Annotated in this window: 16 protein-coding genes; 8 read left to right on the forward strand and 8 right to left on the reverse strand. The window is 67.1% G+C overall.

Annotated features, from left to right (window positions below; translation table 11 throughout):
• Window positions 1-137: phosphoglycerate kinase (gene pgk / locus Tchar_RS07410; RefSeq protein WP_144328421.1), on the forward strand; the 137-nt coding region annotated here is incomplete at its 5' end.
• A 28-nt stretch (window positions 138-165) separates the two neighbouring features.
• On the opposite strand, the gene Tchar_RS07415 is transcribed toward pgk, so the two are convergent.
• Window positions 166-1,050 carry a CoA transferase gene (locus Tchar_RS07415; RefSeq protein ID WP_144328423.1) on the reverse strand — a complete coding sequence of 295 codons (885 nt, stop codon included), beginning with the start codon at window positions 1,048-1,050 and terminating at the stop codon, window positions 166-168.
• Window positions 1,051-1,152: 102 nt separating this feature from the next.
• Here Tchar_RS07415 and pyk point away from each other — a divergent pair, with 102 nt between their 5' ends.
• Entirely contained in the window at window positions 1,153-2,586 is a 1,434-nt protein-coding gene (gene pyk, locus Tchar_RS07420; protein ID WP_144328425.1) for a pyruvate kinase, read from the forward strand.
• A 26-nt stretch (window positions 2,587-2,612) separates the two neighbouring features.
• On the opposite strand, the gene Tchar_RS07425 is transcribed toward pyk, so the two are convergent.
• Window positions 2,613-4,028, reverse strand: a complete 1,416-nt coding sequence (locus Tchar_RS07425) for a DUF294 nucleotidyltransferase-like domain-containing protein (RefSeq protein WP_161595478.1) — start codon at window positions 4,026-4,028, stop codon at window positions 2,613-2,615.
• Window positions 4,029-4,203: 175 nt separating this feature from the next.
• Between Tchar_RS07425 and Tchar_RS07430 the strand changes: the two genes are divergently transcribed.
• The 5 genes from Tchar_RS07430 to fba all read left to right on the forward strand — a co-directional run bounded on the left by Tchar_RS07430 (window position 4,204) and on the right by fba (window position 8,809).
• Window positions 4,204-4,500 carry a hypothetical protein gene (locus Tchar_RS07430; RefSeq protein ID WP_144328429.1) on the forward strand — a complete coding sequence of 99 codons (297 nt, stop codon included), beginning with the start codon at window positions 4,204-4,206 and terminating at the stop codon, window positions 4,498-4,500.
• On the forward strand, window positions 4,497-5,075 hold the full coding sequence (locus Tchar_RS07435; RefSeq protein ID WP_144328431.1) for a tetratricopeptide repeat protein: 579 nt from the start codon (window positions 4,497-4,499) through the stop codon (window positions 5,073-5,075). Before Tchar_RS07430 ends, Tchar_RS07435 begins: the two co-directional genes overlap by 4 nt.
• 96 nt (window positions 5,076-5,171) lie before the next feature.
• Window positions 5,172-5,432: a DUF4212 domain-containing protein gene (locus Tchar_RS07440; protein ID WP_144328432.1), complete on the forward strand. Its 261-nt coding sequence runs from the start codon at window positions 5,172-5,174 to the stop codon at window positions 5,430-5,432.
• Between the two features lie 2 nt (window positions 5,433-5,434).
• Window positions 5,435-7,555 (forward strand): sodium:solute symporter family protein, encoded by a 2,121-nt coding sequence (locus Tchar_RS07445; RefSeq protein WP_144328433.1) that lies wholly within the window; start codon window positions 5,435-5,437, stop codon window positions 7,553-7,555.
• A 189-nt stretch (window positions 7,556-7,744) separates the two neighbouring features.
• On the forward strand, window positions 7,745-8,809 hold the full coding sequence (gene fba / locus Tchar_RS07450) for a class II fructose-bisphosphate aldolase (protein ID WP_144328434.1): 1,065 nt from the start codon (window positions 7,745-7,747) through the stop codon (window positions 8,807-8,809).
• Between the two features lie 129 nt (window positions 8,810-8,938).
• Here the strand turns inward: fba and Tchar_RS07455 are convergent, their stop codons facing one another.
• On the reverse strand, window positions 8,939-9,979 hold the full coding sequence (locus Tchar_RS07455; protein WP_144328435.1) for an asparaginase: 1,041 nt from the start codon (window positions 9,977-9,979) through the stop codon (window positions 8,939-8,941).
• Between the two features lie 144 nt (window positions 9,980-10,123).
• On the opposite strand from Tchar_RS07455, the gene Tchar_RS07460 reads away from it, so the two are divergent.
• Entirely contained in the window at window positions 10,124-11,032 is a 909-nt protein-coding gene (locus Tchar_RS07460) for a phosphoribosylaminoimidazolesuccinocarboxamide synthase (RefSeq protein ID WP_144328436.1), read from the forward strand.
• On the opposite strand, the gene Tchar_RS07465 is transcribed toward Tchar_RS07460, so the two are convergent.
• From Tchar_RS07465 to trxA, 5 genes are all read right to left on the reverse strand, one after another.
• A complete protein-coding gene (locus Tchar_RS07465) occupies window positions 11,033-12,091 on the reverse strand; it encodes a sensor histidine kinase (RefSeq protein WP_144328437.1) in 1,059 nt (352 codons plus the stop codon).
• Window positions 12,092-12,100: 9 nt separating this feature from the next.
• Window positions 12,101-12,823, reverse strand: coding sequence for a response regulator transcription factor (locus tag Tchar_RS07470; protein WP_144328438.1), 723 nt, complete (start codon window positions 12,821-12,823; stop codon window positions 12,101-12,103).
• Window positions 12,792-13,340, reverse strand: coding sequence for a Spy/CpxP family protein refolding chaperone (locus tag Tchar_RS07475; protein WP_144328439.1), 549 nt, complete (start codon window positions 13,338-13,340; stop codon window positions 12,792-12,794). Before Tchar_RS07475 ends, Tchar_RS07470 begins: the two co-directional genes overlap by 32 nt.
• A 138-nt stretch (window positions 13,341-13,478) precedes the next feature.
• On the reverse strand, window positions 13,479-13,817 hold the full coding sequence (locus Tchar_RS07480) for a 2Fe-2S iron-sulfur cluster-binding protein (RefSeq protein WP_144328467.1): 339 nt from the start codon (window positions 13,815-13,817) through the stop codon (window positions 13,479-13,481).
• Window positions 13,818-13,835: 18 nt separating this feature from the next.
• Window positions 13,836-14,786 (reverse strand): thioredoxin, encoded by a 951-nt coding sequence (trxA, locus tag Tchar_RS07485; protein ID WP_144328440.1) that lies wholly within the window; start codon window positions 14,784-14,786, stop codon window positions 13,836-13,838.

Genomic DNA, 14,786 nt, shown 5'->3' on the forward strand with positions numbered 1-14,786 from the left:
CGCTGGCGGCGATTGCCAAGTTTGGCATCGCCGAGCAGGTCGGCTACATCTCCACCGGCGGCGGCGCCTTCCTGGAGGTGCTGGAGGGCAAGACCCTGCCCGCCTTCGAGGTGCTGGCGCGGCGCGCTCAGGGCTGAGCCACGATTTGTGCGGGCACGGACGCGCTCAGGGCAACGTCACCCAGGGCAAGTCGTGGCTGCGCGCCAGCGCGTCCAGCTCGGCGCGCGTGCGGTGGGCAAACCACGTCGCCAGAGCCGCGGCGGCGGCGGGCTGCAGGCAGTCGGCCGGCGCCAGCGGCCCCAGGCCCGCGACTTCGCCGAGCCGACGCGCGAAGTGCGGCTCCAGCGCCGCCACGGCCACCCGGCCGTCGGCGCAGCGGTAGACACGGTAGCCGACGTGCGCGCCGCCCAGCAGGCCGCCGGGGGCCGTCAGGCCCCACGCGCGCGGCTGCGCCAGCCACGCGGCAGCGTCGGCCAGCGCCACGTCGCGCACCGCGCCGCGGCCGGTGGCGGCGCGCTGCATCAGTGCGGCCAGCACCGCCTCGCTGGCCAGCAGGGCGCCGGCCATGTCGGCCAGCAGGCTGGGAGGCAGGTTCAGGCCATCCACCAGCCCGGCCTCGGCCTGGTAGGTGAGGTCGTGGCCGGCTTCCTCGGCGCGCGCGCCGGCCGCGCCGACGATGCGCACGACGCACAGGCGCTGGTGGCGCGCCTGCAAGGCCGCGGCGTCCAGCCCCAGCTTGGCCAGCGCCGAGAGGCGAAACGAGGTCAGCAGCACGTCCGCCCCCGCCAGCAGCCGCTGCAGTCGGCGCTGGCCCGCGGGCGCCTTCAGGTCCAGCGCGACGGTGCGCACGCCGCGGTGCATCTGGGTGTAGGCAGCCGCACAGTAGTCACGCATCGGGTCGCCCGCCGGCGGCTCCACCTTGGTGCAGCGCGCGCCCAGGGCACGCAGGCGCATCAGGGCCGCCGGCCCCGGCAGGTTCAGCGCCAGGCTGACGATGTGAATGCCACGCAACGTTTGTGGGGCTCGATCGTTTCGTTTGCATTTCGTCATCGCTGTCGGCGCTGCGCGTCATGTGTGCGTCATCGCACGGGCGCTGCGCCTCGCGTACGATAGCGCAAGCGGCGATCGAGCGCCGCTTGCGCAGGAGACACCATGGTATTGCGTGCCACCAAAATCGTCGCCACTCTGGGGCCGGCCTCGGACGCGCCGAACGTCATCGAAGCCATGCTCGCCGCCGGCGTAGACGTGGTGCGACTCAATTTTTCGCACGGCAGCGCCGATGACCATCGCCAGCGCGCCGAGCGCGTGCGCGCGGCCGCCCAACGGCAGGGGCGGGAAGTGGCCATCATGGCCGATCTGCAAGGGCCGAAAATTCGTGTCGGCCGCTTCGCGCACGGCAAAGTGACGCTGCAAGAGGGGGCGGCCTTCGTGCTGGATGCGGCACGCATCGAACCCGGCGACGAGCAGGCTGTCGGCCTGGACTACAAAGAGCTGCCGCGCGACGTGGTACCGGGCGATGTGCTGCTGCTCAACGACGGCTTGATCGAGTTAGAGGTGGTGCGGGTAGAAGGCGCGGCCGTGCACACGCGCGTGGTGGTGGGCGGCGAGTTGTCCAACCACAAAGGCATCAACAAGCGCGGCGGTGGTCTGACGGCACCGGCCCTTACCCCTAAGGACATGGCCGACATCGGCACCGCGATGGCGTTGCGTGCCGACTACGTGGCGGTGAGTTTTCCGAAAAACGCCGACGACATGCGGCTGGCGCGCCGCTTGTGCGAAGAGGCCGCGCCGCCGGACCATCGTCCGGGTTTGATCGCCAAAATCGAGCGCGCCGAAGCGATCCCTGAGCTGGAGGCGATTTTGCTGGCCAGCGACGGCATCATGGTGGCGCGGGGTGACTTGGCGGTGGAAGTCGGCAACGCGGCGGTGCCGGCGCTGCAAAAACGCATGATCGCGCTGGCGCGTGCGCACGACCGCTTGGTCATCACCGCCACCCAGATGATGGAGAGCATGATCCATGCCCCCGTGCCCACGCGCGCCGAAGTCAGCGACGTGGCCAATGCGGTGCTGGATGGCACCGATGCGGTGATGCTCAGCGCCGAGACCGCCGCCGGCAAATATCCGCTGCAGACGGTGCGCGAGATGGCGCGCATTTGCCTGGCGGCCGAGCAGGCCTACCACGATGCACTGGACCGCGATTTCATCGGCAAGACGTTCGAGCGCATCGACCAGTCGATCGCACTGGGGGCGCTGTTCATCGCCTCGCACCTGCAAGCGCGCGCCATCATCGCGCTGACGGAGTCCGGCTCGACCCCGCTGTGGATGAGCCGGCACACGGTGGACATCCCGATTTATGCGATCACCCCCCGCATCAGTACGGCGCGCCGGCTGGCGCTGTACCGCAACGTGCATGCGCTGCGCATCAGTGGCGGCAGTGCCGACCGCGATACCGCGCTCCTGCAGGCCGAGCAACAACTCAAGGCGCGTGGCCGGCTGCAGCCGGGCGACCGCTACGTGATCACCGCCGGTGAACCCATGGGCACGCCCGGCGGCACCAATATGCTCAAGGTCGGGCAGGTACGCTGAAGCGCCGCAGCAGGCGGCGGCTGCCGTCAGCGCAGATAATCCAATTGCAGTCGCTGTTGCAGGGTGCGAATGGCCGCCAGCGCCGCCTTCAGCGTCTGCATCGCCACCGCATCCAGTGCCGCGACGTCGATGCGGTTCGGTGCCGCGTCGGCGGGATCGGCGCTTTGCTGCGCCAGCCGCAACGCCTGCAGATGATCGAACGCCGCCACCCAGGCCTGCACTTCGCCCTCGGGTACCCCGGCGGCACGGCCGGCCTGCTGTAGCCGCAGCCGGGTGTCGGTGGCGGCCACCCCGTGTGCCAGCGCCAAGACGCGGGCGGCCTCCACGATCAGCGCCGTGCCTTGTAGCTTCAGGTCCAGCCAGCGGTGCGCGCCCTCGCGACGGGTACGGATACCGCCATGCCACAGCAGTGGCACCGGGTGCTCCAAATGCGCTTGCGCCATCAAGCGCACAAAGCGCGGCGTGCGCTGTACACGTTGCAACACCTCGTCGCTCAGCGTCTGCACCCAGTCGGTGCGGCCCGCGATGGCGCGCAGATCGAAAAAGACCGCCGCCTGCAACAACTGGCGCGCCGTGCCGCCATCGATCCAGGCCGCAAAGCGGGCCTGCCACTCGGGCAGCGTCAGACAACACGCCGGGTTGCCCGCCATGATGCCCCCGTGGCACAGGGGGTAGCCGCAGGCGTTCAGCGCTTCGTTGACCGCGCGGCCAAACGCCAGCCAGCGCGCCCGTGCCACCTCCAACCCCTGGCCCGCCTCCACCTGGAAAATGAGCGCGTTGTCCTGGTCGGTGGCCAGGGTCTGCTCGCCGCGCCCCTCCGAACCCAAAGCCATCCAGCACATCGCGTCCGCGGGCAATCCGTGCGCCTGCAACTGCCACGTCACCAGGCGCTGGGTCAGACGGTCATTCAGTGATGCGATCAACCCAGTGAGCGCGCGCGCCTGCACGCCTTGGCGCTGCAGATGGCGGGTGTAATCGCGCACCGCAGCAGCCGCTCGCTGAAAGTCTGCCAAAGTGGTCGCGCGTTCGATTACGTGTCCCACGTGCTGCAGTGATTGGCGCTGCAGCGCAAACAGGTCACGCTCGGAGACGATGTTGACCGGCTGGCCTGTGGCATCGAGCACCGGTACATGGCGAATGCCGGCACGCGCCATCATTAGGACCGCATCGTACAGCGTATCGTCGGTGCCCAGCGTCTGTACCGGTTGGCTCATCACGCGTGCCGCCGGCTCCTCCAGCCCCACCCCGGCCAGCACGATACGCTCCAACACATCGCCGCGCGTCAAAATCCCCGCCAGCGCTCCTCGGGCATCGAGCAGCAGCACCGAGCCAATGCGGCGCGCGCTCATCGTCTGCAACACCGTGCGCAGTGGTGCCGTCGCGGGCAATGCCACCGGCACGCGGGCGGGCAAATCCCCGAGGCGCCAATCGAGGTTCGTCATGGCCGCCGCAGCGGTGGGAGTCCAGGTTGAGCCGCCATCCGTCGTGGCGGCGGTCGGAGACGACGCAGACGTGGCCATGGCTTAGGACTTTCCCTAGGTTCAGCCGGTTTGTAAGGGTCTGGTAAGCATGGCTGCGCGACCATCACGCATCCGGCGCACTTTTCGCTCGACCGCTATGCTGTTTTGGCTCAACGCAGCGCAACTGGTGTTGTACATCGGTCTGTTGGCCTTGCTGGGTCAGGGCGTGCTGTACATCATCGCTGGCCAACGGCGTGCTGACAACCTGTTTTATCAATTATTTCAGGTGCTGAACCGGCCGTGGGTAGCGTTGGCGCGCTGGATCACACCGCGGCAGTTGGCACCGCAGCACCTGCCGGTGGTGGCATTTTGCGCCATGGCCGCGCTCTATCTGGCGGTCACACTGGCCAAGATCGAGCACTGCATCGCCGTTGGCATGGAGGGCTGCCGATGAATGCAACACGATCGGTTGCTTGGGCCTTGTGGCGCGCGCGCTGGTTCATCTGGTGGCGACGTGAAGCCCGCGCACTGGCGGTGGTGGAAGGCGCTTTGGCCCGACACCCGGACGAACCGCAGTTGCTGGCCTTTCGGGCTCACTTGTTGGCCGAGCTACAGCGCCCTCGCGAAGCGCTGGGGGTGCTGGACCGCCTGGTGCACGTGGCGCCCCACCAGGCCGCGCATTGGTTCAACCGTGGCTATCTGCAGGAGCAGCTCGGCTGCCTGGACGCCGCCGAAGCCAGCTTTCGCCAGGCGTTGGCGCACGACGAAAAACTCGATCGCGCTTGGTACGGCCTGGGCTTGGTGCTGATCCGTCTCGGCCGCCTGGATGAGGCCCTGCAGGCGCTGCGCCGCAATACCGAATTGCAACCCATGAGTCCGTATGCCTGGTACCAAATGGCGCGGATTCATGCCGACCGAGCCGAGTCCGACGAGGCGGCGCGCATCATCGCCCACCTCAAAGGCTTCGAGCCCCGCATCGCGGCCCAACTGGAACGCGAGACGGGACTGCGCACGGCACGGACGGCTTAGACGCCGCCGGTTGCAGGAGCGGCGGCCCACCCCGGGGTCGCCGGTACGGGTGGGGTCGGGTGAGTCCGCCCCGATATGGCAATGAGGAGACACACGATGCAACTGTCCGAAGCGCACCAGCGCTACTGGCAGAAGAACCTGCGCATCACCGGCATCCTGCTGGCGATCTGGTTCTTCGTCACCTTCGTCATCGGGTATTTCGCCCGCGATCTCAACTTCAATTTTTTCGGCTGGCCGTTTAGCTTCTGGGTCGGCGCGCAAGGGGCCTTGGTGGTCTATGTGATCATCATCGGCTATTACGCGCGCTACATGAATCGGCTGGATCAGGAATTCGGCGTCGCCGAAGAGGAGGAATGATCATGGCTGGACTGAGCTCGGAAGCCAGCGGCGGCGTGTTCTCCGCGGGCAGCAACGCCGCCTTCAAAAAGCAACTCAACAAGGTGTATGGCTGGTACACCGGTGGCTTTTTACTCTTCGTCGTGATCCTGGCCATCTTGGAGCAGTTCGGGCTGCCCAAACAGTGGGTGGGCTACATCTTTCTGTTGGCCACCGTGATGTTGTATGCCGGCATCGGCATCATGAGCCGCACCAACGACGCCGCCGAATACTATGTGGCGGGCAGGCGCGTGCCGGCCATCTACAACGGCATGGCCACCGGGGCCGACTGGATGTCGGCGGCGTCCTTCATCGGTATGGCGGGTACCTTGTACCTGACCGGCTACGGCGGCCTGGCCTTCATCATGGGGTGGACCGGTGGCTACTGCCTGGTGGCGCTGTTTTTGGCACCATACCTACGCAAATTCGGCCAATTCACGATTCCCGACTTTCTGGGCGCGCGCTATGACGGCAACCTGCCACGACTGATCGGTATTTTGGCCGCGATCCTGTGCTCGTTCACCTACGTGGTGGCGCAGATCTATGGCGTCGGCCTGATCACCACCCGCCTGACCGGCGTGGCATTCGAAATCGGGATCTTCCTCGGTCTGGGCGGCATTTTGGTGTGCTCGTTCCTGGGTGGCATGCGTGCGGTGACGTGGACGCAGGTGGCACAGTACATCATCCTTATCATCGCCTACATGATTCCGGTGGTGTGGCTGTCGGTGAAGCAAACCAGCTTCCCGATTCCGCAGCTGGTCTATGGCCAACAACTGCAAAAGGTCACGCAAGCCGAGCAACGGCTGATCGACGACCCGAAGGAGAAGGAAGTCATCGCCATCTACAAGCAGCGCGCCGAGGCGCTGGCCGAAAAACTCAAAGACGTGCCGGCCGCCCTGGCTGCCGAGCGCACCGCGGCCGAGCAAAAACTGGCGCAGCTGCGCGCCGCCAACGCGCCAGCGGATCAGATCGCCGCGGCACAAAAAGCGCTGGACAGCCTGCCCAAGGACGAGGCAGCGGCCAAGGCCGCATGGACCAAGGCCAAGGCGGCTGCCGAGGCCGGCGCCAAACCGTTGGCGGGCATGCCACGGCATGCCCAGCAATTCGCGGGTGATCCCAACGGCGACGAAAAAGCGCGCGAGACCTTCGACACCTCGCGGCGCAATTTCCTGGCGCTGATCTTCTGTCTGATGGTCGGCACGGCAGCCCTCCCACACATCTTGATGCGCTACTACACCACCCCCTCGGTGAAGGAAGCGCGCGAGTCGGTGACCTGGTCGTTGTTCTTCATTTTCCTGCTGTATTTCACGGCGCCGGCCCTGGCGGTGCTGGTGAAGTACGAGGTGTTCAACGTGCTGGTGGGCACGCCGTTTGACAAGCTGCCCGACTGGATCGTCAACTGGAGCAAGGTCGACCCGGCCCTGTTGTCGGTGAGCGACGTCAACGGCGATGGCATCTTCCAACTCGGCGAGATGCGCATCGGCGGCGACATCATCGTCTTGGCGACACCCGAGATCGCGGGCTTGCCCTACGTCGTCTCCGGCATGGTGGCCGCCGGTGGTCTGGCCGCCGCGCTGTCCACCGCCGACGGGCTGCTGCTGACGATCTCCAACGCGCTGTCGCACGACCTGTACTACAAGATGATCGATCCGAATGCCCCGACCTCGCGCCGGGTGATGATTTCGAAGGTCTTGCTGCTGGTGGTGGCCCTGATGGCGGCCTACGTGGCAGCACAAAAACCGGCCGATATCTTGTTCCTGGTCTCGGCAGCGTTTTCGTTCGCCGCGGCGGCCTTCTTCCCGGCGCTGACGCTGGGGATCTTCTGGAAGCGCGCCACCAAATGGGGTGCGGTGCTGGGCATGATCGGCGGCTTGGGCATCACGTTCTACTATATGGCGGTGACGCAACCGTGGTTGCGCAGCGTCTTTGGCGTGACCAAGCCGGTGGAGCTGTGGTGGGGCATCCAGCCGATTTCGGCCGGCATCTTCGGCGTACCGCTGGGTTTTGCCATCATCATCATCGTCAGCCTGCTGACGCCGGCACCGAAGCGGGAAATCCAGGAACTGGTCGAACACGTGCGCTACCCGAACCTGAAGCGCGCCTGAGCGGCCGCTTACCGCCCCGTGTTGCGGCGGGCCACGGCCCTGCACTGCGGCCCGTCCTTTCACCGCCGACCGCGAGGTCGGCGGTTTTCTTTTTTCGCTCGTGCGCACGGCACCCTGGGCCGCAGCCACCGCAGCCGATCCTCTACGTACAATGCAGCCCCGTCGCGTCAACCTCTGCGGGAGACTTCCATGGCCCTCGTTTCCATGCGTGAATTGCTCGACCATGCGGCCGAGCACCACTACGGCATTCCGGCCTTCAACGTCAATAACCTCGAGCAGGTGCAGGCCGTCATGGCGGCCGCCGACGAAGTCGGCGCCCCGGTCATCCTGCAGGCCTCGGCCGGTGCGCGTAAATACGCGGGCGAATCGTTCATCAAACATTTGATTCAGGCTGCGGTGGAAGCCTGGCCACACATCCCGGTGGCCATGCACCAAGACCACGGACAAAGCCCCGCGGTGTGTGAGAGCGCCATCCGGCTGGGCTTCACCTCGGTGATGATGGACGGCTCACTGCACGAAGATGGCAAAACCCCGGCCTCCTACGCCTACAACGTCGAGGTCACGCGCCGCGTCGTTGAAATGGCGCACCGCGTCGGCGTCACGGTGGAGGGGGAACTGGGCTGCCTGGGCTCGCTGGAGACCGGGTTGGCGGGAGAGGAAGACGGCATCGGTGCCGCGGGCAAGCTGGATCACTCGGCCCTGCTGACCGACCCGGAGGAAGCGGCGCGTTTCGTGCAGGAAACCCAGCTCGACGCCCTGGCCATTGCCATCGGCACCAGCCATGGCGCCTACAAGTTCACACGCCCGCCCACTGGCGACGTGTTGGCCATCGATCGGGTCAAGGCCATCCATGCCCGCATTCCCAATACCCATTTGGTGATGCACGGCTCCTCCAGTGTGCCGCAAGAGTTGCTGGCACGCATCAACCAGTACGGCGGCCGCATGAAGGAGACCTACGGCGTGCCGGTACCCGAAATTCAGGAAGCCATCAAGCACGGCGTGCGCAAGATCAATATCGACACCGACATTCGGTTGGCGATGACCGCTGCCGTGCGGCAATTTCTGCACGAAAACCCGGACAAGTTCGACGCCCGCGAGTGGCTCAAGCCGGCGCGCGAAGCCGCCAAGCAGGTGTGCAAGCAGCGCTACCTGGAGTTTGGCTGTGAAGGTATGGGGCCCAAGATCAAGGGGCTGTCCTTGTCGATCATGGCCTACCGCTACGAGCGCGGTGAGCTCGCTCAGGTGGTGCGCTAAAGGCCAAGCGGCTCACGGCCTCGACGCCAGCGGGCAACGGCGTGCGTCGTGCACTGCGTTCGCTGCCAAACCCGCGCCAGTCTCAGGTACGCACCGATCCCCGGTAGCGGCACGGCGCCCGCTGCTCGACTAGGCTGCGGGTGGCGCTTCGGTCCCGTTGGCGCCGAGTTCACCGCACCAATTGCGCACCAGCTCGGCGCGTATCGTGGCGGTATCCGCCCCGCTGGCCAGCAGCACGTGCAACTTGGCCCAGGCAGCCTCGGGCGTCATGTCGGCCAGCGGCACCACACCGAGGCGGGCCAGCGCCGATCCGGTGGCATAGGCGCCAGCGTCGACTGCGCCGTGCCAGCATTGGGTGGCATTGACCACCACCACGCCGCCGGCACTGGCGGCCGCGATCGCGTCCAAGAACGCGGTATCCTGCGCCGGTACATTGCCCGCGCCGTAGGTCAGCAGCAACAGGGCGCGCACACGCTCGCTGGCCGTCAAGGCGCGCACCGCCGCTGCCCCGACACCCGGGTGCAGCGTCAGCACCGCCACCGCCTCGTCATCGAAGGCGGGTGCGGTCCATCGCGGCCCGTGCGGCCAGCGCCACAGCCGCTGCCGGTGCAGCACCAGCTCGATACCCAACTCAGCCAGTGGCGCGTCATTGGGTGCGGCAAAGGCGTCGAAGCGCTGGGCCGAGACCTTGCGCGCGCGGCACCCGCGCCACAAAAAGCGACCGAAACACAGCGCCACCTCACACAGCTCGGGTTGGGCTGCCAGCATCAGCGCGGCGCTGACGTTGCTCAGCGCGTCGCTGCGCGCCACACCCAGCGGTATCTGCGCGCCGGTCAGGATCACCGGCTTGTCCAACCCACGCAACAAAAACGCCAGTGCCGCCGCGCTCCAGGCCATCGTATCGGTGCCATGCAAGACCACGAAGCCGTCGTAGTCGGCCCAGTGGGCCTGCAAGTGCTGCGCCATGGTCTGCCAGTGGTGTGGGCGCAGATTGGCGCTGTCGATGGGCGGCTGCTCCCACACCTCGAAGGCCGGCAGGGCGGCGCCGGCGCCCGTGTCCTGTAGCGCGCGGCGCAGGCGCTCGCCCAGCCCGGGCGCCGGCACATAGCCGTGGGGTGAGGGCACCATACCGATGGTGCCGCCATACGCGAGCATCAGAACGCGGGCCATGGAAGAATGGTTGTGGTGTTGGTTTGACGAGCGCGGGTGACGCCGCCCGGGCCGGCTGGCTACGCGCGGCCACCGGGTGCCGGGCGCGCAGCAGCGATAATGCCAACTGGGCGCGGGCGCGCTCGTGATCAAGCCCTCGAGTGTATGACCACTGCTTTGCACACCTCCCACCTCACCTCGCTGCCGCTGCTGGCGCGCGGCAAAGTGCGCGACAACTACGCCGTCGGCGACGACCGCATCCTGATGGTGGCCACCGACCGCATCAGCGCCTTTGACGTCATCATGGGCGAGCCGATTCCGGGCAAGGGCGAGCTGCTGACGCGTCTAAGCCTGTTTTGGTTCGAGCGGCTGGGACCGAACGGTGCCAATCTTTGCCCTATCCACCTCACCGGCGAGGACCCGGAGAGCGTGGTGGCGCCGCATGAGCGCGAGCAGGTGCGCGGGCGCTCGATGCTGGTCAAGCGGCTGCGGCCCATCCCGGTGGAGGCGGTGGTGCGCGGCTACTTGGCCGGCAGCGGCTGGAAGGAATATCAGGCAACGCAGTCGGTGTGCGGGGTGCCACTGCCGCCGGGTTTGCGCAATGCCTCCCGGCTGCCGGCGCCGATTTTCACCCCGGCGGCCAAAGCCGCCGTCGGCGAGCACGACGAAAATATCACCTTCGACGCGATGGCACGCCGCATCGGCGCTGAGCTGGCCGAGCGCATCCGCGATATCTCCATTCGGCTCTACACCGCCGCCAGTGCCTACGCCGCCACCAAAGGCATTCTGATCGCCGACACCAAGTTCGAATTCGGCCTGGACGCCGACGGTACCTTGACCTTGATGGACGAGGTGCTCACGCCCGATTCGTCCCGCTACTGGCCGGCCGAGTCCTACGCCGAAGGCAGCAATCCGCCCAGCTTCGACAAGCAATATCTGCGCGACTGGCTGGAGCAGGTGCGCATCGATGGCCGCCCTTGGAACAAGACGCCCCCGGCGCCGCCCCTGCCCCCTGAAGTGATCGAACAAACCGCAGCCCGCTACCGCGAAGCGCTGCGGCGGCTGCTGGGCTGATCAGGCACGCGGCAGTCGCAGCACGAAACACGCGCCGCCGCCGGCGCGCTCGATGCAATGCGCCGTCCCACCATGGACTGAGGCGATCTGCCGCACCAGCGTCAACCCCAAACCGACGCCACCGGCGTCTTCGGCATGCCCGGGCAGGCGGCTGAAGGGTTCGAAAATGCGCTCGCGCCAATCGGGCGGCACCCCTGGGCCACGGTCGCACACCCACAGCGCGACGTGGTCGCCGTCGGCTTGCACGCGGACCTCGGGAGCCAGGCCGGGCGCGTAGCGGCAAGCATTGTCCAGCAGATTGCGCAAGGCGCGGCGCAGCAGCCGCTCGTCCCCGAGCACGGTCAGCGGCTCGCCGGTGACGTTGGCCCCCACGCGCGCGCCCTCATCGCTGGCCAAGGCGTACAGGTGTACCGAGGCGCGCTGCAGCGTCGGCGCAGCATCCAGCCGGGCGGCCAGCAGAATTTCTTCCACCAGCGCATCCAGCTCGGCGATGTTGCGCCGTGCCTCTGCCAGATGGCGTGCGCGGGCGGCCGCATCGGTACTGGCGGTGTGCAGCTCCAGGGCCAACTGCAACCGCGCCAAGGGCGAGCGCAGCTCGTGCGAGGCGTTGGCCAGCAGACGCTGCTGCGCACGCACCAGGGTCTCGATACGGTCGGCTGCGGCGTTGAAGCTGCGCGCCAGGGCCGCCACTTCGTCGCGGCCCCGACTCGGAACGCGGCGCTCAAGGTCGCCGTCGCCAAAGGCTTGCACCCCCGCCCGTAGCGCTTCCAGCCTGGCCGTCAGCGAGCGCGCCACGGGATAGGCGGCCACACCCACCAACGCCAACAGGCCCAGCAACGATACCGCCACCCACGCCAGCCGCTGCAGCGGCGGGGCTTCGGCTTCCAGCAACGGTTCCAGCAGGGGTTCGGCCCAGGCGCCGGCCAGCTCGGCCCACGCCGCCTGCTCCTGAGCGCGCTGCCATTCGGCGTGAAAGTGAAACGCTGCCAAGGACAGCAAGGCAAACACCGCCAGCACGGCCAGCAGTGCGATATAAATGCGCAGATACAACCGCGACATGGACCCCGATCAACTCGGTTGAACGTCGCTGCCGCGCGCCAGCATATAGCCGGCCCCGCGCACGGTCAGGATACGCCGCGGCTGGCGTGGATCGTCCTCGATGGCAGCCCGAATGCGCGAGACGTGGACGTCGATCGAGCGGTCGAATGCCTCTTGCGGATGCCCTTTGAGCGCGTCCATGATCTGATCGCGGCTGAGCACCCGCCCAGCATGTCGCGCCAGCACACCCAGCAGCTGGAATTGGTAGGGTGTCATTTCACAGGGGCGACCCCGCACCCGCGCTTGTAGCGCACCGAAGTCCAGTTCCAAATCGCCCACACGCAACACGTCGGCGGGCTGCGTGGCTGCGTGCGCGCGCCGCAGCAGAGCGCGCAGCCGCGCCAGCAGCTCGCGCGCCTCGAACGGCTTGGCCAGGTAATCGTCGGCCCCCAATTCCAAGCCAACCACGCGGTCGGCCGGCTCACCGCGCGCCGTCAGCATCAACAACGGCAACCCACGCGTGCGTGGCTGGGCGCGTAGGGTGCGGCACAGATCGAGCCCGTCGCCGTCGGGCAGCATCAAATCCAGCACCAGGGCATCGGGCAAGGCAGCCGTCTGCAGCATCCGTTGCCCCTGCTGCAGCGTGGACGCATGCGCGATGCGCCAGCCGGCCTGCTGGGCCAGATACTCACCCAGCATCGCGGCCAGACGCACATCGTCGTCAACGATCAGGATGGTGGCGGTGCCGTTCATGCGATTGCGAATCGTGCCGATGGCCCCTGTCGCCATGCCGTTGCATACGCTCGGCCCAGCGCTGGCGCTGCTCGGGTGTCAACACCTTGGCGGCGTCGATCATGAAGCGGTTCATGCGCGCCGTCAACGCGTCGTGCAGGGTCAACTCACGCTGACGCAAGGCCTCCAACGCCGCTTCGTCCAACGTGGGGGCCGCCAGCAGTTGGTGGCGTTCTTGGCGCAGGGCGCGGGCCTGTTCGCGCAGCCGCTGTAGCTCGCTGCGGGTGGCTTCAGCCAAGGCGCGCAGTTGTTCGCGCTGCGACGGCTGCAAATCCAATCCGCGCCCCAGGTGTTCGACCATGCGGTCGGCAGAGTCACCATGAGCGGCGGCGGGCCAGAAGCGCCCACCATGCCCCCCCATGGGTGGCTCCCGCCAACCCCAGGGTCCCCCGGCCCAGCTGGGCGTCAGTGCACACAACAGACCGGCGGCCACCACGGCATGGCGCCACCGACGCTTCGACGCAAGAGAAAAAGACATGATCGACACTCCTTGAACACATCCTCATACACGAACAGGCAAGGCATCCACTCCCGCTGCCCGCTTGGTATGATGGGCGAGGCGTGTCAGCCGCGGTTGTGTGCTGTGTAAAAAAGTGTCAAGGGCGCGCGTGCCGCCTCACCATTGCCGCTGCGGCAGGGTCACGCACAGCCCATCGAGCGCTGGCGTCAGCGCGATTTGGCAGCTCAGGCGACTGTTGGGGCGGCGTTCCTCGGCGGTGTAGTCCAGCATCGTGTCCTCGTCGGCCGATGGGGGCGGCAACCGGTCCAACCAGGCCTGATCGACATAGACGTGGCAGGTGGCGCAGGTCAGCGCGCCGCCACAATCGGCCGCGATGCCGTCCACGCCGGCGTCCACCGCCGCCTTCATCAGGCTGCGGCCGTCGGCACTCACCTCGACCTCGCGGTCCTGCAGCGGCCCGTTCGGGCCGGGCGTGATGAAGCGCACCGTGATCACGGTCCACACCCGCCTTTTTCAGTGTAGCGCCATGCTGAGCTTGCGCCGGTAACGCGACACCAGCTCGGCCTGCGGATCCTGCGTGCCGGCGCTGTGGCCGGCCACTTCGATGCCGCTGGCGCTCTTGCCCGGCACGCCCAGCTCCTGCGCTGGCGGCGTCAGCAGCTCCAATAGCGCCACCATGGTTTTGCGCGGTGCCTCATTGGCCCAGTGCTTGTCACGCATGATGATCTCCAGCAGCTCGTCCATCGCCGCCGTCCACTCACCCTGGGCAATGAGCACGCGCGCTTTGGCAAAGCGCGTCTCGAAGTCGCGTTTGTTGGCGGCGATGCGTTCATCGAACTGCGCCAGGCTCCACTGCCCGCGCGGGTCGTTGCGCACGAACTCCAGCGCATCCAGCCACTGCTGCAGCGCCTGAAAGCGCAATGGCACCGGGATTTTGCTCAGCGCCGGCGCCAGTGCCGCCGCCGCCTCATCCAGGCGGCCCAGCTCGATCAGCAGCCGCACCAGGTCGTAGCGCACGTCGTCGTTGTCCGGGGCCTGGGCCAGCGCATCGCGCAGCCGGGCCAGCGCCGTGTCGGCGTCGCCGGTGGCCGCGGCGTGCAGCGCCTCGGCACGTTCGGCCTGGGCCTGGCGATCGGTTTCGCTGGGCACATGGCGATCGAGGAAGGCTTTGATTTGACCTTCGGGCAACGCGCCCATGAAGCCGTCCACCGGCTGGCCACCGACGAACAAAATGCAGGTCGGGATGCTGCGAATCTGGAAGTAGGCCGCCAGCTGCTGCTCATCCTCGGTATTGATCTTGACCAACTTGAAACGGCCACCGTAGGCCTGTTCGACCTTTTCCAGCAAGGGACCGAGCACCTTGCACGGGCCACACCACGGCGCCCAAAAATCCACCAACACCGGGGTCTGCAGGCTGGCCTGCAGTACCTCGGCTTCGAAGTTTGCTAAGGTCACGTCGATCAT

This window comes from Tepidimonas charontis (assembly GCF_007556685.1).
In the GTDB taxonomy this organism is placed as follows: domain Bacteria; phylum Pseudomonadota; class Gammaproteobacteria; order Burkholderiales; family Burkholderiaceae_C; genus Tepidimonas; species Tepidimonas charontis.